Raw genomic sequence first — 19,477 nt, 5'->3', positions numbered from 1 at the left:
CGTCACCACCACCAGCCCGGGCGTCGTCCTGGTCAGCGGCGGTCGCCAGGTGCGCGACACCGAGTTCGCCGTCGTCCGCGCCGGCCTGAACTACAAGTTCGGCTCCTACTAGGATCGACGGGACTTTTCGGTTCGGCCTGAGCGTCCCCAGCCCCGATCACCTGGCCGCTTTCGTCGCAACGCGCCTCGAGGAGACATCCTCGGGGCGCTTTCGTGTGTGCGATCCGCCTTCCAGCCTTCGGTGGCCGCTCCCTTCTCGGCCGAACACAGCCGCGGAGCCCGATCTCAACGCGGTGCGGATCAATCGGCAGATCGACGAGGTTGACCCTCTGCCGCAGGGACCGCGGCGAGGAGCGTGCCGTGTACAATCCCTTCCTGTCGACGATGCTGCTGGCCTTCGAGGCGCAGAAGGTGATCGAGCTTCGCCTCGTGCGCTTGGCCTGGGGCGGCCGGGAGGGCCGGGACGAGATGCAGTCCATGGTGGCTGAGAAGATCGATGCAGCGATCGAGGCGACGGGCACCCTGATGATGGGCGGCTCGCCCGAGACCGTGATCGCGCGCTACCGGGAGCATGTGGCGGCCAACACCAAGCGCTTGAGCGCAGCTTGAGGCCGATGTCCGTGTCGACCGAGGATCAGGCAGGGCGCGCCACGCCCTTCGATCGGAGCCAGCCCTTGACGGTTCGCGCAGAGGCCATCATCGGCGAACCGACGCCTTGGGCCTGGGCAATCTACCGGGGGCCGGATCGGGTCCTGATCGTTCGCTCGCGCCCTGAATTCCGGGATCCGGCGGCAGCGCTGGATGCGGGCCTCGAGGCTGCCGGACGCGTCGGAAACCGGCTTCGCACCGAGGTGGTCGTCGAGGCCGAACTTCCTTGCCCGGAGCCCGCCTGAAGCGAATTCCCGACGTCAAAGGCGGCTCTGAGCGCGGTTCAGGAGGCAAGGCTCGCCGCGGCGGATCAGGCCATGGCCCAGGCGAGCACCAGAATGCCTCCGAGAAACATCCCGTAGGTGGCCACGACAGCGGCGACCTCGCGGTGCTGGCGTAGGACGGAGCGAGTGAGTGACATCGGACGGGACCAGGAACAGGCGTGCGGCCTCTGTCTGATCGTTCAATTATGCCGATGTGAGGGCCACTAGCGCCCCGATGGACGAGAAACCTCCGCCGTCGCGCGGGGGTCACATGCGTCGTTCGACGGGCGGCTTCCGCGGGACCGACACGGTTTGAGCACGCTGGCGTTCGCGCGCTTATCGCGCGCCTGGATCGCTGATTGCTCCGGCCACCGCAGCGGTCAGCGCCGCGGTCATCATGCCGAGGAAGGTCACCGTGATCATCACCAGGCCCTTTCGAGGTGTGGCTCGGGCGCACCAGCGCCGCTGAACCACGTCATGCCTGCCAATTCGTTTACGAGCCGTTAACCCTCGGGCGAAGCCTGCCGCGCAGACGGATCCTCAGGCGCAGCAGAAGACCCGCCGCGGCCAGGGCTGGGCGGGTCTCAAAGTCGGATCCGTCCGGCGAGGCCGTTACAGGCTCAGGACGGCGTGGGCCGAGCCGGCGATGGTGAAGACGAGGCCACCCGCGAAGGCGGCGATCATGGCATACGAGAAGCCTTTCAGCAGCATGTGAGTCTCCTTCCCGCGTCCGATCAGCAGCGGTTACCGCCCGAGGTCTGGCCGTACTGCTGGGTGGGGAAGTTCTGCTGGTTGGCGTTGCCCTCGGCGGCCGAGCTCATCGGGCAACCGAGATAGGCCGGGGGACGGCGCATGTCGTTCACCGAGCCCGTCGTCTCGACATCGTAGGGCGCGAAGGACGTGTAGCGGGAGGGGCTGTCATAGGCCATGGCGGACGAGATCGGAGCAACGCCAAGGACAAGGGCGGTGGCGGCGATACGGGTCTTCATGAAAGCTTGCTGGCTCCTTCACAGTACGAACCCAATCACGGGCTCGTTTCTCTCTGTCTGAAACGAATATGGTGGGCCCTTCGCATTCTCGACGGGCCAGGGGACACGCGATGAGGGGGATGAAAGCCGAAGGCGGCACATCCGGTCTCAATGATTCTGGTATGAATTTCGGAAGAGGTCGCCCAATGCCCGACGCCTGAACCAAGTATACCAGCGTCGGCGCTGATCTTCGGGTCGATCGTGGTTCAGGGGACAGCGCGGGCAAAAGGCCGCGAGGTTCTTCGAGATGTCGTGGCATTGGTTTGGTTATGCCCATACCAAGCCAGAGAAACGGATCATCGGCATCGCTTAGTCTCAGCGCAGGCAAGGGTCCGATGCCGTGCGATTCCAGCCGGTACAAACCGCTTGGAAATCTGGGGTTTAATGAAGCCTCCTCGGGAGCCCGCAACAAAACCACAGAATATTCAAGAGGTTCTACCAGATCATTGGCGGAAGGGGTGGGACAATCGTCCGCGCCTGCCTACACTCATGAAATCAATGACTTAGATAAGGCCACTGCCGGCGCGGTGTAGCAGTTCGGTGTAGCGGTTATCAAGCCTGGTAGACGGCTTATCCTAAGCGTAGCCTTAGTGAACCCGGTTGCACCAGGCCCAGGACGAGGCGGACGAGTTGGAAGTCGAAGCCACGTTCAAGATCGAAACCTTGAAGCGGCAAGAACCATGGCGGCGGACCTGAACGCTACCGTTCTGCTCAGGATCGCGCGAGGCAGCGGTCGGGTGCTCTCAGACGCCCGCCAGACGTAAGCGGAGTGGCGGACATCGAGGAAAAACTGACAAAAGGAGACGTTCATTCGGAGCTACCTACGGCACAAATCGGCTCATGTGGAAAGTGCGGACCGCTGTCAGAGCTTTTTGAAAGCGGCCCTTGTCGGCCGTCCAACAACTTCGGCTCGTGGTGGCAAGCAGACTTTGGCCTTCCAGCCCGAAGCGGACGTTCCGTATCCGACCCGACACGGTCGTTCGGGCGCCCAGACCCGGTGCTCCGAAGCAGACATCGAAAAAGCTCGACGCCGATACTGCTGGCCAGCCCCCTCTTCTCAGGCCGTAAGGCCCCTGAGCTTTTCGGCCAGACCCGCCGACGCAAAGTCGCCGCGATTGAGGATCTGGCTCGCGCCACGAAGCTTGCTCCGGTCCTCCGCCGAGAAATCTCGGCCCGTTCGGACGATCACCGGGATGTCCGAGCAACTGAGCAGAGCTCGAACGCCCCCCAGGAAGTCGAAACCGCCCATGACGGGCATGCCCAGATCCACGATCACCACGTGGGCCTAGTCTCGCCCGCATGTCGTAGGCCTTCCGCGCCGTTCGCGGCTTCAACGACCGACCAGCTGTCGTCCTCCAGGGTGGAGCGCATCGCCATGCGGGTCACGACCTCGTTCTCGACCAGGAGCACGGTGCCGCGCCTGTCCGACTCCGCCAGCCTGAACCAGTTCGCGATCCGGCCGAACCGTGACCAGTCGACCGGCTTCAGCATGTAATCCGAAGCACCAAGCTATACCACGAGATTGCGCTGGTCGACGTCACGTCCCTCGCCCGAGTCGCTCCATGCCGCACCTGCACGCCCCCCTCCGCCGGGATCATCCTTTGGTTCGCTCCGCTGTTCGTCCACCTGTCGTGGCGGCATGCTGAGGCCCTGCTAATCGGTGCGATCCTCTGTCCGGGCCGGCCCACGGTAGCGAGCGTGCTGCGGATCACAGGTTCTCTCGTTCCGCGCGGGAACCGGTCCGTGTAATGGACGTCGCGGGGGCCGCCATGAACCTTGAACGAGGCAACGGCTAGGTGCAGGGGTATCGTCGACCTGTGAGTGTGCCCGACGTTGCCTCGGACCACGCGTACCCCATCGACGGCCGCTCCGGATCCAAGCCCGCATGACGAAGACCTTCGGCCTGAACCGTTCGCTCGGCGGCGCCATCGGCATCATCGCCCTCGTGGCGGTGCTGGGAAGCGGCGCGGTCCTGGCCTCGCTGGGCCAGCTTCAGACCGCCATCGACGCGCGCGGCCGCTCGAACCTGATCATCCGAGCGCTGGATGCCTTTCGCGCCTCCATGCTGAACCAGGAGACCGGCCTGCGTGGCTACCTGCTGACCGGGCGCGAGGACAGCCTGGAACCCTATCGCATCGGCAAACCTGCCTTCGAGGACGCCTCCGAGCGGCTCCGAGCGCTAATCGACGACCCCATGCGCCAACGCTGGCTCGCCGAGGCCGAGAAGGCGGCCCGGGCTTGGCAGGCCGAGGTCGGCGAGCCGGCGATGCGCGGCATGGCCAATCCCGCCACCCGCGCCGAGGCGGTCCGCATCGAGGGAAGCGGCACGGGCAAGGCCTACTTCGACGCCTTCCGTACGAAGCTTCAGGCCATCCAGGACGAGGAGGAGCGGCTGCGCGAGACCAACGGGGAGCGTTTGGCTCAGGCGCGACGCCAAGCCGGCATCGTCTCCTGGGTCGGCACCCTGCTCACCCTCGTCATCTGTGCCGGCATTGGCATCGCCATCCGCCGCAGGATCGTCGCTCCGCTCCTTCGCCTCGCCGAGGCGATGCGGCGCCTCACTCGTCGAGATTTCGCGACCGAGGTTCCGGGAACCGGGCAGCGGGACGAGGTCGGCGCGATGGCGCGCGCGGTGCAGGTCTTCAAGGAAAGGTTGATCGAGCTCGACCGGACCTCGCTGCTACGCGCGACGGCCGATACGCTCCCGGCCATGGTCGGCTACGTCGACGCTCAGCGACGGGTCGGTTTCCTGAACAATGAGTTCGAACGCTGGTTCGACCTGCAGGTCGAGGATGTCTCCCAGGTCGACGGACGCCCCCTGACGCAGGTCTTCGCAAGCCAGCCCTTCCCCGGCACGGGGCGCGAGCTGGAGACGGCCTTCGCCGGGACCGAGACCCGCTTCGAGTATCGTCTGGCCCGGCGCGGCTCGGACAGGCGGATGGTGGAAGGGTTCTATCGGCCTCACCTGGATGCGGACGGAACGGTGCTGGGCGTCGTCACGCTCCTGACCGACATCACCGAGCGCAAGGCCTTGGAACGGCGCCTCGCCCTGCACGCCCGCGACCTGCGGCGGACCAACGAGGAACTGGAGCAGTTCGCCTATGTGGCCTCGCACGACCTGAAGGCCCCCTTGCGCGGCATCGAGAACCTCGTGACCTGGATCGAGGAAGACCTGGAGGAGGTCCTTACCGAGGACACCCGGACCAACATGGGGCTGCTCAAGAGCCGGGTCCGGCGCCTGGAGAGCCTGCTCGACGACCTCCTGGCGTACTCGCGGGCCGGTCGTGGCGACGTCGCCACCGAGCCCGTCGACACGAAGGCGTTGTTCGAGGAACTCGCCGGTCTGGTCAGCCCTCCGGAGGGGTTCTGCATCGTAGCCGGGGATGGCCTGCCGACGCTGGATGCCGCAAAGGCGCCGCTGACCCAGACCTTCCAGAACCTCATCGGCAACGCCATCAAGCACCACGACCACCCGGCCGACGGGCATGTCTTCGTCGACGCAAAGACATCGGACGGTATGGTAGAGTTCACCGTGACCGATGACGGGCCTGGCGTTCCGGAGCAGTTCCGCGAACGGGTATTTGGCATGTTCCAGACGCTGAAGCCCCGCGACGAGGTCGAGGGCAGCGGCATGGGGCTTGCCATCGTCAAGAAATTAGTCGAGCGCCAGGGCGGCAAGGTCTGGCTCAGTGAAGGCCGGAACGGGCGCGGTCTCTCGGTCCACTTCACCTGGCCCAATCCAACGAAGGAACTTGCCGATGGCACCGACCGTGAACCTGCTGCTGGTCGATGACGACGAGGTCGACGTCCAGGGGCTGAAGCGCGCCTTCACCAAGAGCAAGATCGCCAACCCCATCACGGTGGCGCGCGACGGCATCGAGGCGTTGGAGGTCCTGCGCGGCGAGAACGGCCGGACCAAGCTTCCCAAGCCGCACCTGATCCTGCTCGACCTCAACATGCCGCGTATGAACGGCATCGAGTTCCTGGAGGCGCTGCGGGCCGACGAGGACCTGAAGAGCGCACTCGTGTTCATGGTCACCACCTCGAAGGCCGAGGAGGACAAGGCGCGGGCTTACGGGCACCACGTGGCCGGCTACATCGTCAAGCAGGACCCGGCCAACACCTTCATGCAGGCGGTCTCGCTGCTGGAGCACTACTGGAAGATCGTCGAATTCCCCGAGTAGCCGCTTCCAGAGGCGACCCGACGATGACGACGCGCATCCTTCTCATCGACGACGACCAGGTCGACCGCACCGCCGTGCGCCGGGCACTGGCGAAGTCCGGCCTTGCCCACGACCTCACCGAGGCGCCGGACGGCACCACGGGGCTCCGGTTGGCGCAGGGTCAGGCGTACGATTGCGTCCTGCTCGACTATCGCCTACCCGACGTCGACACCTTCGAGCTTCTCGCCTCGCTCCTCTCGCCAACCGGCGGCAACCAGGCCGTGCTGATGCTGACGGGCGAGGACGATCCGGACGTCGCCTTCCGGTTGATGCGGGCCGGGGCGCTCGATTACCTGTCCAAGGGTGAGGCGACCCCGTCGAGCCTGGCGCGGGCGATCCGCTACGCCAAGGCGCGGCGGGAGTTCCTGGCCGAGCTGAGCACGGCCCGGAGCGAGGCCGAGGCGAAGTCCCAGGAGCTCGACACCCTCAACCAGCAGAAGTCGCTGCTGTTCTCCATCATCGCTCACGACCTACGCAATCCGTTCCAGGCGCTGCTCGGCCTATCGGACATCCTTGGAAAGGCCGTTGCGGAGCGCGACCAAGCCACCATCGAGCGTCGGGCCAAGGGCATCCAGGAGGCCGCGGCCCAAGCCTACGGGCTGATGGAAGGGCTGTTCGCCTGGGCGAGCCTGCAGATGGACACCATGGCGGTCACCCTGGGAGATATTGACCTTGAAGACGTCGCCGCGGAGGTCGTCAGGGGGGCGGCCGAAAACGCATCCGAGAAGGGCCTCGGTCTTACGGCCGAATGCGCCGGCCTGCACGTTAGGGGACACCGAGACATGCTGGCGGCGGTCCTGCGCAACCTGGTCAGCAACGCGGTGAAGTTCACCCTTCCGGGCGGCACGATCGCTGTAGCGGCGCGGCCTCATGGCGACGGCGTGGAGATCTCGGTCTCGGATACCGGGGTCGGCATGCCGGCCGACAGAGTCGCCGACCTGTTCCGGCTCGACCGGCGAGCCACGACCAACGGTACCGCGGGCGAGCGCGGAAGTGGCTTGGGCCTACTGCTCTGTCGCGATCTTGTCGAACGCCAGGGAAGCATCCTGACCGTCGAGAGCGTTCCCGGACGCGGCACGACATTCTGCTTCATCCTACCCGGCCCCGCGGAAGCCAAGGAGCCCCTCCCCACGCATCTTGGGTCAGAACCCCCGCACCCTCGCTTGGAACCGAGCCCGAGACCAAGGGATCTCGCCGGCGCCAACGAGCCCTGCTCATGATCCCGTTCGTACGGCCGTTCGCCTCCTACAGCGTATAGGGGCTCAGGGCCCAGACGTACGCAACGGGGCGCTGATCGATACCCGCATCACATCCGGATGGTAGGCGACATTGAACCGAGCGCCCGCCTGGATGGTCAGCACCTTCCTAAGCACGCGAGAACCGAACCCTTCACACGTCGGGATGGCGACCGGCGGGCCGCCATGCTCGTTCCAGGTCCAATGCAGGACCAGACCGTCCGAGGTTCCCTCCAGCGCCCAGGTGACCTGCAATCGGCCATCCGGGTGCCCCGGGGCGCCGTGCCGAACAGCATTGATCGACAACTCGTGCAACGCCATCCCGAACGGCATGGCCATCTCGGAGGACAGGATGACGAGGGGGCCCGACAGCTTGAGGCATCCGCGCTCGTCATATTGCCCAAGTTCCACCCTGAGCAGTCCCTCGAAGGAGAAGGCTGGTCGAGATCCTCGGTGATCAGCGCATGGGTCTTGGCCAGCGAGGCGATGCGGCCGGAGAAGGCACGGGTGAACTCGGCGATGGATGTCGAGAAGCGTACGGTGGCGTTCAGCACGCCTACACGGTGGCTAGCGTGTTGATCACCCGGTGGTGAAGCTCGCGAACCATCAGCCCCGCCGGTCCTCGGCGGCGCGGCGATGGGTGACGTCGCGCTGCGCCGAGATCCAGCGCGAGATGCTACCATCCGCCTCGCGCACCGGGGTGATCAGCCACTCGTCCATGTAGGTCGACCCGTCCTTGCGGTAGTTCAAGGCCTCGTCCTGGAACCTCTCGCTGGCGCCGAGAGCGGCGCGCATCCGCTCGATGGCGGCACACCCCGTCCCGGGTCCTTGCAGTAACCGGGGCATGCGACACGACCCTGACCCTCAGGCCATCCATCGTGAGACGTTCCAGATCGTCGGCGGACAGGTAGGTCCTGCTTTCCGGATCGTACAGACGGCAACCTGCGTACCGTCGCAGCTGTCGAACCCGGGGGGCTCGGTTCGTGTCATCGTTCCACGTCGATGTCGGCGCCACCGATAAACGGCGCAAATTTGACACTGGAACTATTATAAACTGCTCGTGACAGGTGCAACAGGGATCGGGCCAAACCTCGCCCCTCCCCGACCCCTTCGCCATCATGCTCGTCTGGCGGAGCGTCCTATCTGCCGATACCCAGCAGGACGGCACCGGCCGCAATCAGACCGATGCCCCCGGCTCCAAGGATAAGCCGTCCCGCGATCAGCAGGGTGACTGCGCGACTCGTGATCCGACGACGGGGCATAAGAGGCCGGTTATCATTCGCGGGCTCTCGCGAGATGCAGGCAAGCGGCTTCGCGGGCGTCATGCCCATCCGATGAGGCATCGGCTCCTAGCCCGGACCGCCGTGGAGCGCGCACATGGAACCGCCTCCTCCAGTCGGCGATCATGGTCTCCGACGACCAAGCCCGCAAGGGCGCGTTCGGAAGCGGCCGAAGGGTTTGCGACCTATGTCCGCGATCCATGCAGGCGTGATCAGGCTTACGGCGGGAGGCGAACTCAGATGGGACGCGGGCGGGCCTCCAACGCGATAACCTCGTCGCCTTCCCAGAGGAGGCCATACCCGGCTTCCTCGACGGCTTCCGAGACGACCGCCTTCCAGTCCGCCACCGTCCGTTCATCTGCCTTGGCGAAGACGAGGTCGCAGATCCGCGTGACCGCCCCCTCGGAGGGACCGCCTCGCCGCACCCAGTGGCGATGCAGGGGCGCGAGCGCGATGTCGTAGAGCATTGCCCGCTCCTGGAAGGCGACGAGGTCCAGTCGCATATCCTCGATCTCGGCAGGTCCGATCATCCTGGGCGCCCCTCATTTCTCGTGTGAGGACTACGGCAAAGCACCGATCATGCCCTTGGCCTCGCTCATGGTGTTCTCGCAGCCATGCTTGTCGCCGCTGCGGTCCTCCCTGCCTGCACGAAGGATGAGGGTTCGGGCCTCTGCCACATGTGCGGCCGTCGAGACCATTCCGGGGTCGCTCGGTGCGTCGAGGCGAGCCGCCTGGATGCCACGGGGCGAACCGGCACGAAGCGTGTGGCCTTCCTGCAGGCCGGTGACCTGGATGGCACCGGCACTGTCGAGGCGCCGCTCGATGGTGTCGATCTGCTCGGCGCAGGAGGACGCGAGCGCCGGAAGCGGCAAGGTCGCGATAGCGAGGCTAGCAAGGATGTGGGCTGGGCGCATCATAGGTTTTCCCGGGAAGTGGCAGCATCCCGGCTACGTTCGACGAACGGGTGACCGGATGCCGTCCCTCACGCGGCGATGCGAGGGTAGCGTCCGCTCAACGGCTCGCGAGCGCTTTGTGTTGCATCGCAACATGAGGCGCGGGGCTGCCCTGCATTGGGCGACGCGACGAACCGTTAGGCGTAAGCGCCCTCAGACGGCGAAAGCGCTCCGCAGGGCATCGGCGTCGTAGGGCTTCTTGACTACAGGCACGGTACCGAGGTCCGCCGGGATCCTGAAGCTTTCGCCGTAGCCCGTCGCAAAGGCGTAGGGGATGCCGAGTTCGGCCAGGCGACGCGCCACGGGGATGCTCGTCTCGGAACCGAGGTTGACGTCGAGAAGGGCCCGGTCGGGCGGTGATGCCTCGATCAAGCGCAGGGCGTCCCGGGTCGACGCCGCCATGTCGACGGTCTCGGCGCCGAGCGCGGTCAGCACCTCCTCGGCTTCCAGGGCGATGATCATGTTGTCCTCGACCACCAGGACCGTGCCGGTCAGCTGGAGCGGGACCGCCGGCTGCTCGCGCTTGACGGGGGACGCGGAAACAGGCGGGGCGGCCCGAAGGTACACGGGCGGCAGCGAGAACCGGGCCTCGACGCCGGTGAGCTCGTAGCGGATCTCAGCCGTGCCTTGCAGCTCGTACGGGATCGATCGCTCGATAATGGTGGTGCCGAAGCCCCGGCGCCTCGGCGCGCGCACCGTCGGCCCCCCGCTCTCGCGCCAGTGCAGGACGAGGTAGTCGAGCGCGTCGCGCTCCCAGCGGATGTTGACTTGGCCGTGCCGGTCGCAGAGAGCGCCGTACTTGGCTGAGTTCGTCATCATCTCGTGCACGACGAGCGCCATCGTCGAGAACGCCTGCGGCTCCAGGAGGACATCGGTACCATCCAGCACCAGCCGGTCGGCCTTGTCGCCGAGATAGGCGCCGGCTTCCAGCAGGATGAGGTTGCGCAGGGAGCCGGGCCCCCAGTTCGAGGTGGTAATCTGGTCGTGCGCCCGGGCAAGGGCCTGGATGCGGCTGCCGACCAGGGCCGAAAACTCCTCGCCGCTGAGCTCGCTCGAACGGCTCTGTGTGACCACGCCCCGGATCAGGTTTAGGATGTTGCGGACGCGATGGTTGAGCTCGGCGATAAGGAGTTCCTGCCGCTCCTGGGCGCCCTTGCGCTCCTTCTCGGCCGAATCCGTGAGCCGCAGGATGACCTCAAGCAGGGTGATCCGGAGTGCTTCGGCGGTCCGTAACTCGACCTCGGCCCAGGGAAGGGATCGCCCGTGCACGACCTCGCGCCAAGCCTCGAAGCTCTTGCGCGGGGTCAGGCGCACGCCGTTCGGGCCCGGGATCGCGGGCTTCTCGGGATTGCCCGCCCAGGTCACCGTGCGGGAGACCTCGGAGCGGAAGAACACGAGGAAGTCGCGCGGGGTACGGGAGACCGGGATGGCGAGCATGCCGGCGGCGCGTTCGGTGAAATCGCGTCCAGGCTCGTGCACGCGCCCGATCTCGTCGATGGCATAGGGTCGGCTCGCCGCCGTCCGGTTGAGGAAGCGCACGAGGCCGGCGAACTCCTCCGCCGTCGGCGTCGCGCCCTGGAGCGTGACCTCGCCGTTGACCCAGAGCCCGATGCCGTCGCAGGGCACGATGCCCGAGAGCTCATCGAGGAAGCCGGAGAGCTCCTCAAGGCTGGTCCCGCCCGAGGCGAGCGCGCTCATCAGGCGCGTGTGGATCTCGCGCGAGCGGCCCTCCTGTGCGGCCTCGACCTCGCGCTCGCGGCTCTCCAGGATCCAGGAGAACATCTGCCCGAACAACTCCGCGCCGGTCCGGCGCTCCAAGGAGATGTGGCGCGGCTCCATGTGGTGGCAGGCAAACAGGCCCCAAAGGCGACCGTTGCGCAGGATCGAGACCGACAGCGAGGCGGCCACGCCCATGTTGCGCAGGTATTCGAGGTGGATCGGGGAGACCGTCCGTAGGGTCGAGAGCGAAAGGTCGAGCGGTGCTCCGTCGGGGTCGCGCGCCGGCACCACCGCGGCGCCAGGTGCGTCGACATCGGCGATGATGCGCAGCCAGTTGCGTTCGTACAGGGCCCTGGCCTGCTTCGGGATGTCCGAGGCCGGGTAGTGCAGGCCGAGGTAGCGGTCGAGGCCGGAGCGCACCGCCTCGGCGACGACCTCACCCGAGCCGTCCGGCGCGAAGCGATAGACCATGACCCGGTCGAAGCCGGTCAGAGCCCGCATCTGCCGGGCGGCCTCGCGGCAGAGGGGCTCGAAGCCCGTGGTCTGCTGGAGGCGGGTGACCATGCTGCGCACGAGGTTGCCGGCACTCAGGTGCTCCGGCGCGCTGGGTTCGGCCTCGATGACGATGGAGCCACCCGAAAGGTGTAGGGCGACGTCGAACAGGGGGCGGTCTGGCAGCAACCGGACCTCGAACACTCGGTCGACGGCGTCGGGGCCGCGCAGGGTCTGAAGGTGACCCCGCAGGACGTGGATGGCCTCGCCATCGATGAGCTCGTCCAGCGGCAGGCCGAGCATCGCCTCGACGGGTCGCCCCAGCCACTCCGATGCATTCGCGCTCGCCCGCGCCACGATCCAGTCCGGAGACACGGCCAGCAGGAAGCCGAAACCTTGCACGGCCCCGAGGATGTGGATCGGCTCGCGGTCGCACGAGCTCAGGTCGACGGATGCGGGGGGCTGGCCGTCAATCGTCTGGGTCATGTCTTGGGAGCTTGGGGCACGCGAACCGCCTCTCGGTCCGCCCTGCATTCTCTTCCAAGGCATTCACGGCAAACCCGTGGCGATCAATGCAGAGAAAGTGCGGAGATGCCCGTTCCATCGAGTCGAAACGTCTTGATCCGGATTGAGGACGTAGTTCAATCATGCGGGAACGCACCATTGTATAGTTTCATACGTTGCACTTAGGTCGGCTCCGGATGCAGTCGACCACATCGCGTGCCGGGAGGCGAACATGCCCATCAGAATACCCTCACGACCAGGGCTCGACTGGGCCGCGTGCCTGACGGAGTTAAGCGCCTGCATCGCCGAGGCCGAGGCGTCCTCCTCCGCCCAAACCGCCACGGTCAGAATGCTTTCTCGGACGGGGTACGATGCGTCCGAGGCCATCCAGGCCTTGTGGGGTGAGATGGATGCTCTCACGGCCCTGCGAGAGGTCCGAAGCTTCCTCGCCTTGCGTTGACCGGGCCCGCGGTCCTGTCGACGCCTCAGTGCCGTATCCTATCCTCCACCGCCACGGCACGGCTCACGGCGCGCCGAAGGACGCGGGAGAGATCCTCTACCGAGTAAGGCTTCCTAAGGAACGGAAATCCGTGGGTGCCCTCCTCGGCCAGCACGTGGCTGTATCCCGAGGCTAGGACCACCGGTATGCCGGGGTGGCGGTGGCGGATCTCCCGGGCCATGTCGATCCCGTTCATGCCCGGCATCACCACGTCCGAGAACACGACGTCGAAGCCCCGCGTCGACCGCAGGATATTCAGGGCCGCCTCGGCATTCACCGCCCTGACAGTCTCGAAGCCGAGCTCGGTTAGCGCCTGGGTGGCGAAGGCGCCGACCTCCTCGTTGTCCTCGACGACGAGGACCCTTGTGCCGTGCCCATCCGCCAGGGGCTCGGGCTCGGGCTCGTTGTCGGCGTCATCCTTCAGGCGTTGGCCGAGCTCGCGGGGCAGGTAGAGCGTGAAGGTGGTGCCCGTTCCCGGCGTGCTCTCGACCAGCACCTCGCCACCCGATTGCTTGGCGAAGCCGAAGACCTGGGACAGCCCGAGCCCGGTGCCCTGGCCGACGCCCTTCGTCGTGAAGAAAGGCTCGAAGATGCGGTCAAGGTCCTCCTCGGCGATCCCTGTGCCCGTATCGCGGACCGAGACGGCGATGAAGTCGCCCGGGACGCGCGGATGGGCCCGGACCGCGGGGATGACAGAGGCCCGGCGCACGCGTATGTCGAGCCGGCCCTCGCCACCCATCGCGTCTCGCGCGTTGATGGCCATGTTGACCAGAGCGGTGTCGAACTGACTGGGGTCGGCGTTGACCAGGAAGGGGACCAAGCGGCCCCCGCCGTCCCGGTACGAGGACACGTCGGCGACGACCTCGATGCGGGCGCCAGTCAACGTGCCGACCATGTCGGCGACCGAGGCGACACTGCGGCCGACATCGAACACCTCCGGGGTCAGGGCCTGCCGCCGGGCGAAGGCCAGAAGCTGGCCCGTGAGCTTGGCGGCACGGGTGACCGTGTCCGAGATCGCACCGATGTAGCGCTGCCGACGCTCTTCCGGGAGGTCGGGACGCTTCAGCAGGTCGGTCGAGGAGCGGATCACCGTCAGAAGGTTGTTGAAGTCGTGTGCTACGCCTCCCGTGAGCTGGCCGACCGCCTCCAGCTTCTGGGATTGCCGCAGCTGTTCCTCCAAAGTCCGACGCTCGGTGACGTCGCGCCCGGCGGCGTAGAAGTGGTCGTCCTGCGGGATCGCGTTCCAGGAGATCCAGCGATAGCCGCTGTCGGCGGAAAGCATGCGGACGTCGAGGCCATCGAGGACCTCTCCTGAACGCAGGTTCTCGAAGGCGGCCGTCGCTGCGTCCCGGTCCTCCGGGTGGACGTAGGAATCGAAGGAGGTCTGCACGAGGTCGAACTCGGACCAGCCGAGCATCTCGGTCCAGGCCGGGTTCACCGCACGGTAGATGCCATCGAAGCCGCAGACCACGAGCAGGTCTCGACTCGCCCGCCAGACCAGGTCGCGTTCCGTCGTGCGCTCCCGAGCGGCGTCGCGCAGCGCGCTCTCGGCCCTGCGGCGTTCGGTGACGTCGTTGAACAGCAGGGCGACCCGATGCTGGACCGGTTCGCCGATGCGCAGGGCCTGGACCTCGAACCAACGGCCGAGCGCAACCACGCCGCTCTCGAAGCGCACGGCTTGGCCCGACAGGGCGACGGCGCCGTAGGTGTCGAGCCAGTTGCGTTCGAGATCGGGCAGGACCTCGCTCACCCACCTGCCGACCACATCGTCGAGCCCGGTATGCCGGGCGAAGGCGGGATTGGCCTCGACGAAGCGGTAGTCCACCGCCCGCCCCTCGGCGTCGAAGCGCAGCTCAATGACGCAGAAGCCGGCGTCGAGGGCGTTGAATAGGGTGCGATAGCGCGCCTCGCTCTCGGCCAGCATGCCCTCCTCGGTTCGGAACCGGGTCACGTCGAGCTGGCTGGCGAAGAAATAGCGTAGCTGGCCTTCTGTGGTGAAGACCGGGCTAACGTAGAGCTCGTTTCGAAAGGTCGAGCCGTCGCGGCGGTAGTTCAGGATCTCGACGACCACGTCGCGCCGGCCGGCGATGGCGTCACGGACCTTGGCGATGTCGGCCGAATCGGTGTCCGGGCCCTGTAGGAAGCGGCAGTTGCGCCCGATCAGTTCCTCGGCGGAGTAGCCGCACAGGTCCTGGAACGCCCGGTTGGCGAAGACAATGGGATTGTCGGGAAGGTTGGGATCGGTGACGATCTGGGGCATGCGGGTCTTTTCCGCCGCCGTGAACAGGAGGTCCGCATCCGCCGCGGAGGTCCGCTGAACGCCCTCTGGTTCGCGCACGTGGGACGCGTTCCGCTCGCGCAGTCGCGCAACCTCGGCCTGAAGCTCGCGGTTCTCGCTCCGCAGCCGCGCGTTCTCGCCGTCCATGCCGTCCCCATCCGTCGAAGGCAGCCCGAATGGACGTGCCCTGGCGCTAACGGCGCAAGCATCGGCCAAGGTCCCATCCGGGACCGTCGACCACCCATGCCGAGGCCGGGCGCCGGGTCGGCCTGCGGTGCGGGAATGCCCCCCGGCAGTCCTTACCGCCGATCCGAACGAGGGACCAGCAGCAAGACGGAGGTCGTGCGTGAAGCATTCGTAGGAAGGAGTGATGCCGCGCCATTCCTGCCCGCCGGGATGACGTTCGCGTGAGATGGAACGCCTTCCTCCGCCAAGGGCGGGGCGAACCTCAATGTGACTTTCTTACCCCTGGACTGATCGGGATTGTTCACTAGAACGATTCCGATCAACGGGATTGGCGAAGCTTGAACGACACTGAGGACGGCGCCCGGATCGACGCCGAGATCACCAGCACCGTCGTCGGCTCCGACCCCTTCGCCGCCGCCGTCCGCGCGACGCGCATGCCGATGGTCATCACCGACCCGCGGCTGCCCGACAATCCCATCGTCTACGTGAACGACGCTTTCGTGAAGCTGACGGGCTACGCGCGCGACGAGATCCTCGGCCGTAATTGCCGCTTCCTTCAGGGCCCCGATACGGACCCCGGGGACGTCGCACGGGTGCGGGATGCCATTGAGCGGCGCGTGACCATCGAGATCGACCTAAAGAACCAGCGCAAGGACGGCACCCTCTTCTGGAACCGCCTCCTCGTCTCGCCCGTCTTCGCAGCCGATGGCGAGCTCACCTACTTCTTTGCCTCGCAGTACGACGTGACCCTCGAAAAGGAGCGGCTCGTGCTCCTGAGGAAGGACCGGGATGCGCTCGAAGCCGAGGCCGCGCGCCGGTCCCTGGAACTGCTGCAGAGCGAGGAGCGCCTCCGGTTCACCCTGAAGGCCGGGCGCCTCGGAGCCTGGACCCTCGACCTCGGCGTCATGCGCCTCGTCTCGTCGGACGGGTTCAAGGAGAACCTTGGGCGCGCGCCGAACGATACGCTGACCTACGAGGAGATGCTCGCGGCCATCCATCCGGAGGACCTCCCGAGAAAGCTCGCGGCCCGGGACGCGGCCATCGCCGGGCATTCGGATTACGACGTGGAGATCCGGGTCATCACCCCTCATGGCGAGACCCGTTGGCTGCAGTTCCGCGGGCAGGCGTCCTACCGGGCGGACGGGACGCCCCTGAGCATCGCCGGCATCAGCCTCGACATCACGGACCGCAAGCGGGCGGAGGAGCACCGCGACCTCCTGGCGGGCGAACTCAGCCATCGCATCCAGAACACCCTGGCGACCGTGCAGTCCATTGCCCGGCAGACGCTGCGGGGGGCGGCCTCGCTGGAAGAGGCCGAGGTCGCGATGGAGGCCCGGCTGCGGTCGTTGTCGGCCGCCACGGAAATGCTGGCCCGCGGCAGCGGCGAGTGGGCGACCCTGACGGAGGTGGTCATCGCGGCCCTGCACCCGTTCGGCGTCGAGCAGGATCACCGCTTCAAGATCGGCGGCCCGATTCTGCGCCTGGCGCCGCGCGTCGCCCTGGCCTTCAGCCTCGCGATCCACGAGCTTGCCACGAACTCCGTCAAGTACGGCTCCCTCTCGTCGGACGACGGGCGCGTCATCGTGAGTTGGGATGTGGTGGACGGTTCCAATCCGGATCGGCTCTGGTTCCAGTGGCAGGAGGTCGGCGGCCCCCAAGTCTCGCCCCCGACGCGAACGGGCTTCGGCTCGCGGATGATCGAGCGGGCCCTGGCCCGAGAGATCGGCGGCAAGGCCGAGATCGAGTACCGGCCGCGTGGCGTCGTGTTCACGGCCGAGGCGCCGCTGCCGGAGATCACGCGGGACTGAGCGACGGCGGGAGCTTTTTGTCGGTTTGGACGTATCGCATCCATGGACGCCTCCCCTGCCTCCCTGCCGCCGTTCGCCCTCGTGGTCGAGGGGAACATCCTCGTGCGAATGGACGCCGCAGACATCCTTGAGCAGGCCGGCTTCCGGGTCCTCGACGTCGCGACGGCTGACATGGCCATGCAGGTGCTGCAGCGGCAAGGCCACGAGTTGACCTTGCTGTTCACGGCCGTCGGGCTTCAGGGCACCCACAACGGGTTCGCGCTGGCGCGCCGAGCCGCGGCGGACCACCCGCACATCAGCGTGGTGGTGGCCTCCGGCCATGACCGGCCGGGGCCGGGCGAACTTCCGGACACCGCCTGCTTCATCGAGAAGCCCTTCAGCGCAGAGATCGTCCACGCACACCTGCAGCGGATCATGCCGGACGAGAGGAAGCCTGCGCCCCTGAGGGAGAAGCACGCGTCCAGCCACTGACGGTGTTCCATCCGACATAAGCCGACGAACTTGATCTACGGCAGCGACGGCTTGCCTCGGACGTGCAGGGCTGTGACCCCGGCCGAAGATCCATTCCGAGTGATATGCGATGCCCCGATTCTACTTCGACTTCCAGACAGACAGCTTACGCCTTGACGATGAGGAGGGCTTCGAGTGGGAAAGCCTTGAGACCGGTCGGCGCGAGGCGCTGAGGACCCTGGGCGAGATCGCCAAGGAAGCTTTGTCCAAGGGGAACGAGCAGACGTTGAATGCGTCCATCCGGGATGTGGATGGGCGTGTCGCCTACACGGCGACGGTGACTGTCACCGGCACGTGGCACCAGGCATCCATCGAGCCTGTCAGCCGCCCCCGGGAGCGAGGTTGAGGTAGCTCGGATCGAACTCGGCGATGGCCGTCAGCCGTGGGAGGTCGAGGATTGTCAGGCGACGCTCGGCCAGCCTGATCACCCGCTGGTGACGAAGCTCCTGCGGGGAGCGGTTGGTATGGACGCCGGACAGACCGAGCGTGTGGGCCAGGTCAAGCTGCGTGACGGGCAGGGAAAAGCTGTTGCCCGTCGTGAGCCCGACTGCGCGGAGGCGATGGAAGAGTTCACAGATGAGATGGGCGAGCCGCTCGACGCCGGACCGGCAGCCGAGGTTGAGCAGCCACTCGCCGTAGGTGGCTTCGTCAATGAGCGACAGGATTCGCGCGGCCTGGGACAGCGCCTGCGATTGATGGACGCTCTCGCTCAGGGTCCTGGGCGACAGGCGTGCGATCCGGCAGGGCGTTATCGTCGAGACGCCCTGGGGCATCCGGTCCTGGAAGACCGCCTCTAGATCACTCACATCCCCTGGCAGCAGGTATGCCGTGATCTGACGCCGGCCGTTGGCCCGGTGCTTGTGGCGGCAGGCGATGCCCTCAAGGATGAGGATGGCGCCGTCCGGATCGCTCCCCTCGCTCATCAGATCCGTCCTGGCACTGACCGGCCGTGCTTCGGCCTCGACACGTTCCAGCCATTCCCTGTCCGCGGCGGATAGGGCGACCAGGCGTTCCAACTTCCGGATGGCAGGGTTCGGCTTCGTTGGCACCAAGCGTTCGTCCACGGCCGCCCAATGCTCCCGTTGGCGCGAACCTCTCAACACAATGTTCGGGCGCAATTCAGAAATGGTTTTATTGGAAATTGCGTTCGATGATGCCGGCATCACGAAAGCGAGATCAGTAATTATTCCTGGCTCGGGACAATCAGGCCGTTGAACATCAGCGTCGCCGTGTAGACGGTCTCGTGCCTCTCGTTCCGGACGCGGACCGTCAGGGTGAGGTAGTCGCCGTCCTCGGGGAGAATCTCCCCCGCGATGGCAGGCAGGGCGCGCTTCGCCTCGCGACGAACCGCATCGAAGTCCGCGCATTCCAGCCCGTCCTCGTCGAGCCGGAACGAGCCGTCATGGATGTCGAAGAAGTAGCGGGCCATGCCGGTCTCCACGCGCAAGGGGCGGGAGCACACGCGGTCTCACAGGTGCGGAAAGCCAAGTATCGGGCCGCGATAGTACAGTTCTATACGGTTCTCGTAGGATTGCACCCGGGGCTTACGCTGCGATGCCATTCCTTCGCAACCGGCTCGACGCCTTCCCAGTGTATTTCCGCCCCGACCCTTCCGACTGACTATAGGCAAAGCTATGGCTCTCCCCAGGGATCCACAGTGGCGCAGGCCAGCTCAAGCGTGGACTTTTGTACGGAACTGGCCTAGGTGTTCGGGTCTCATCGCGACCTCGTTCCGAGGCGAAAAGCAGGCATCCTAGCCCGGCCGAGGAACAATCCCTCAGCGACCCCCGAAGGCGCGTGTGCCATAAGGGGGCATGGCCCCTGAAATGTCCTCCGATAAGCCGAAGCGCG

19 protein-coding genes and 1 pseudogene are annotated in these 19,477 nt (G+C 66.4%); 9 read left to right on the top strand and 11 right to left on the bottom strand.

What is annotated here, in order from left to right:
* The 3 genes and pseudogenes from CRT23_RS25620 to CRT23_RS25610 all read left to right on the top strand — a co-directional run.
* Positions 1-112: pseudogene (locus CRT23_RS25620) on the top strand (porin family protein); the annotation flags it as partial.
* Positions 113-360: 248 nt separating this feature from the next.
* Complete coding sequence (locus CRT23_RS25615; RefSeq protein WP_055956652.1) at positions 361-609, top strand: hypothetical protein; 249 nt, start codon at positions 361-363, stop codon at positions 607-609.
* Positions 610-674: 65 nt separating this feature from the next.
* Complete coding sequence (locus tag CRT23_RS25610) at positions 675-893, top strand: hypothetical protein (protein ID WP_181017473.1); 219 nt, start codon at positions 675-677, stop codon at positions 891-893.
* A 752-nt stretch (positions 894-1,645) separates the two neighbouring features.
* Here the strand turns inward: CRT23_RS25610 and CRT23_RS25605 are convergent.
* The 3 genes from CRT23_RS25605 to CRT23_RS25595 form a co-directional block, all read right to left on the bottom strand.
* Positions 1,646-1,900 carry a hypothetical protein gene (locus CRT23_RS25605; RefSeq protein WP_103712371.1) on the bottom strand — a complete coding sequence of 85 codons (255 nt, stop codon included), beginning with the start codon at positions 1,898-1,900 and terminating at the stop codon, positions 1,646-1,648.
* A gap of 1,096 nt (positions 1,901-2,996) precedes the next feature.
* Positions 2,997-3,218 (bottom strand): hypothetical protein, encoded by a 222-nt coding sequence (locus CRT23_RS25600; RefSeq protein WP_103712370.1) that lies wholly within the window; start codon positions 3,216-3,218, stop codon positions 2,997-2,999.
* Complete coding sequence (locus tag CRT23_RS25595) at positions 3,212-3,430, bottom strand: response regulator (RefSeq protein ID WP_103712369.1); 219 nt, start codon at positions 3,428-3,430, stop codon at positions 3,212-3,214. The genes CRT23_RS25600 and CRT23_RS25595 overlap by 7 nt, the downstream gene beginning before the upstream one ends.
* A 394-nt stretch (positions 3,431-3,824) precedes the next feature.
* On the opposite strand from CRT23_RS25595, the gene CRT23_RS25590 reads away from it, so the two are divergent.
* From CRT23_RS25590 to CRT23_RS25580, 3 genes are read left to right on the top strand one after another with little or no spacing between them, the layout of a single operon-like run.
* On the top strand, positions 3,825-5,732 hold the full coding sequence (locus tag CRT23_RS25590; protein WP_103712368.1) for a CHASE3 domain-containing protein: 1,908 nt from the start codon (positions 3,825-3,827) through the stop codon (positions 5,730-5,732).
* Positions 5,698-6,123 carry a response regulator gene (locus tag CRT23_RS25585; RefSeq protein WP_103712367.1) on the top strand — a complete coding sequence of 142 codons (426 nt, stop codon included), beginning with the start codon at positions 5,698-5,700 and terminating at the stop codon, positions 6,121-6,123. The genes CRT23_RS25590 and CRT23_RS25585 overlap by 35 nt, the downstream gene beginning before the upstream one ends.
* A gap of 23 nt (positions 6,124-6,146) precedes the next feature.
* Positions 6,147-7,382, top strand: coding sequence for a hybrid sensor histidine kinase/response regulator (locus tag CRT23_RS25580; RefSeq protein ID WP_103712366.1), 1,236 nt, complete (start codon positions 6,147-6,149; stop codon positions 7,380-7,382).
* 42 nt (positions 7,383-7,424) lie between these two features.
* Here CRT23_RS25580 and CRT23_RS29370 read toward each other — a convergent pair whose 3' ends face one another.
* From CRT23_RS29370 to CRT23_RS25545, 6 genes are all read right to left on the bottom strand, one after another.
* Positions 7,425-7,808 (bottom strand): sensor histidine kinase, encoded by a 384-nt coding sequence (locus CRT23_RS29370; RefSeq protein WP_103712365.1) that lies wholly within the window; start codon positions 7,806-7,808, stop codon positions 7,425-7,427.
* Positions 7,809-8,003: 195 nt separating this feature from the next.
* Positions 8,004-8,243 carry a PAS domain S-box protein gene (locus CRT23_RS29365; protein WP_245436587.1) on the bottom strand — a complete coding sequence of 80 codons (240 nt, stop codon included), beginning with the start codon at positions 8,241-8,243 and terminating at the stop codon, positions 8,004-8,006.
* A 670-nt stretch (positions 8,244-8,913) separates the two neighbouring features.
* A complete protein-coding gene (locus CRT23_RS25565) occupies positions 8,914-9,207 on the bottom strand; it encodes a hypothetical protein (protein ID WP_103712363.1) in 294 nt (97 codons plus the stop codon).
* Positions 9,208-9,237: 30 nt separating this feature from the next.
* Positions 9,238-9,594, bottom strand: coding sequence for a hypothetical protein (locus CRT23_RS25560; protein WP_245436584.1), 357 nt, complete (start codon positions 9,592-9,594; stop codon positions 9,238-9,240).
* A gap of 189 nt (positions 9,595-9,783) precedes the next feature.
* The gene (locus CRT23_RS25555) at positions 9,784-12,327 is read right to left on the bottom strand and encodes an HWE histidine kinase domain-containing protein (RefSeq protein WP_103712362.1); all 2,544 of its coding nucleotides are present in this window, start codon (positions 12,325-12,327) and stop codon (positions 9,784-9,786) included.
* Between the two features lie 503 nt (positions 12,328-12,830).
* Positions 12,831-15,269 carry a PAS domain S-box protein gene (locus CRT23_RS25545; RefSeq protein ID WP_103712360.1) on the bottom strand — a complete coding sequence of 813 codons (2,439 nt, stop codon included), beginning with the start codon at positions 15,267-15,269 and terminating at the stop codon, positions 12,831-12,833.
* A 377-nt stretch (positions 15,270-15,646) separates the two neighbouring features.
* Between CRT23_RS25545 and CRT23_RS25540 the strand changes: the two genes are divergently transcribed.
* From CRT23_RS25540 to CRT23_RS25530, 3 genes are all read left to right on the top strand, one after another.
* Positions 15,647-17,116: a PAS domain-containing protein gene (locus tag CRT23_RS25540; protein WP_103712359.1), complete on the top strand. Its 1,470-nt coding sequence runs from the start codon at positions 15,647-15,649 to the stop codon at positions 17,114-17,116.
* A gap of 42 nt (positions 17,117-17,158) precedes the next feature.
* Positions 17,159-17,587, top strand: coding sequence for a response regulator (locus CRT23_RS25535; RefSeq protein WP_103712358.1), 429 nt, complete (start codon positions 17,159-17,161; stop codon positions 17,585-17,587).
* A gap of 109 nt (positions 17,588-17,696) precedes the next feature.
* Positions 17,697-17,972 carry a hypothetical protein gene (locus tag CRT23_RS25530; protein ID WP_103712357.1) on the top strand — a complete coding sequence of 92 codons (276 nt, stop codon included), beginning with the start codon at positions 17,697-17,699 and terminating at the stop codon, positions 17,970-17,972.
* Here CRT23_RS25530 and CRT23_RS25525 read toward each other — a convergent pair.
* Together CRT23_RS25525 and CRT23_RS25520 are read right to left on the bottom strand one after the other, a co-directional pair.
* Positions 17,947-18,789 (bottom strand): Crp/Fnr family transcriptional regulator, encoded by an 843-nt coding sequence (locus CRT23_RS25525; protein WP_103712356.1) that lies wholly within the window; start codon positions 18,787-18,789, stop codon positions 17,947-17,949. The genes CRT23_RS25530 and CRT23_RS25525 overlap by 26 nt on opposite strands.
* Positions 18,790-18,809: 20 nt before the next feature.
* Positions 18,810-19,055 (bottom strand): hypothetical protein, encoded by a 246-nt coding sequence (locus CRT23_RS25520; protein WP_103712355.1) that lies wholly within the window; start codon positions 19,053-19,055, stop codon positions 18,810-18,812.
* Positions 19,056-19,477 lie beyond the last annotated feature (422 nt).

This window comes from Methylobacterium sp. V23, assembly GCF_002917135.1.
Taxonomy (GTDB): Bacteria; Pseudomonadota; Alphaproteobacteria; order Rhizobiales; family Beijerinckiaceae; genus Methylobacterium.
The sequence above is the reverse complement of the archived record's forward strand: the minus strand, read 5'-3'. Positions and strand labels throughout refer to the sequence as shown.

Coding starts and splice junctions, on each gene's coding strand:
- CRT23_RS25605 (WP_103712371.1), bottom strand. CDS start 1,900: ATGAAGACCCGTATCGCCGCCACCGCCCTTGTCCTTGGCGTTGCTCCG.
- CRT23_RS25595 (WP_103712369.1), bottom strand. CDS start 3,430: ATGCTGAAGCCGGTCGACTGGTCACGGTTCGGCCGGATCGCGAACTGG.
- CRT23_RS25590 (WP_103712368.1), top strand. CDS start 3,825: ATGACGAAGACCTTCGGCCTGAACCGTTCGCTCGGCGGCGCCATCGGC.
- CRT23_RS25585 (WP_103712367.1), top strand. CDS start 5,698: ATGGCACCGACCGTGAACCTGCTGCTGGTCGATGACGACGAGGTCGAC.
- CRT23_RS25580 (WP_103712366.1), top strand. CDS start 6,147: ATGACGACGCGCATCCTTCTCATCGACGACGACCAGGTCGACCGCACC.
- CRT23_RS29365 (WP_245436587.1), bottom strand. CDS start 8,243: ATGCCCCGGTTACTGCAAGGACCCGGGACGGGGTGTGCCGCCATCGAG.
- CRT23_RS25565 (WP_103712363.1), bottom strand. CDS start 9,207: ATGATCGGACCTGCCGAGATCGAGGATATGCGACTGGACCTCGTCGCC.
- CRT23_RS25560 (WP_245436584.1), bottom strand. CDS start 9,594: ATGATGCGCCCAGCCCACATCCTTGCTAGCCTCGCTATCGCGACCTTG.
- CRT23_RS25555 (WP_103712362.1), bottom strand. CDS start 12,327: ATGACCCAGACGATTGACGGCCAGCCCCCCGCATCCGTCGACCTGAGC.
- CRT23_RS25545 (WP_103712360.1), bottom strand. CDS start 15,269: ATGGACGGCGAGAACGCGCGGCTGCGGAGCGAGAACCGCGAGCTTCAG.
- CRT23_RS25535 (WP_103712358.1), top strand. CDS start 17,159: ATGGACGCCTCCCCTGCCTCCCTGCCGCCGTTCGCCCTCGTGGTCGAG.
- CRT23_RS25530 (WP_103712357.1), top strand. CDS start 17,697: ATGCCCCGATTCTACTTCGACTTCCAGACAGACAGCTTACGCCTTGAC.
- CRT23_RS25525 (WP_103712356.1), bottom strand. CDS start 18,789: ATGCCGGCATCATCGAACGCAATTTCCAATAAAACCATTTCTGAATTG.
- CRT23_RS25520 (WP_103712355.1), bottom strand. CDS start 19,055: ATGGCCCGCTACTTCTTCGACATCCATGACGGCTCGTTCCGGCTCGAC.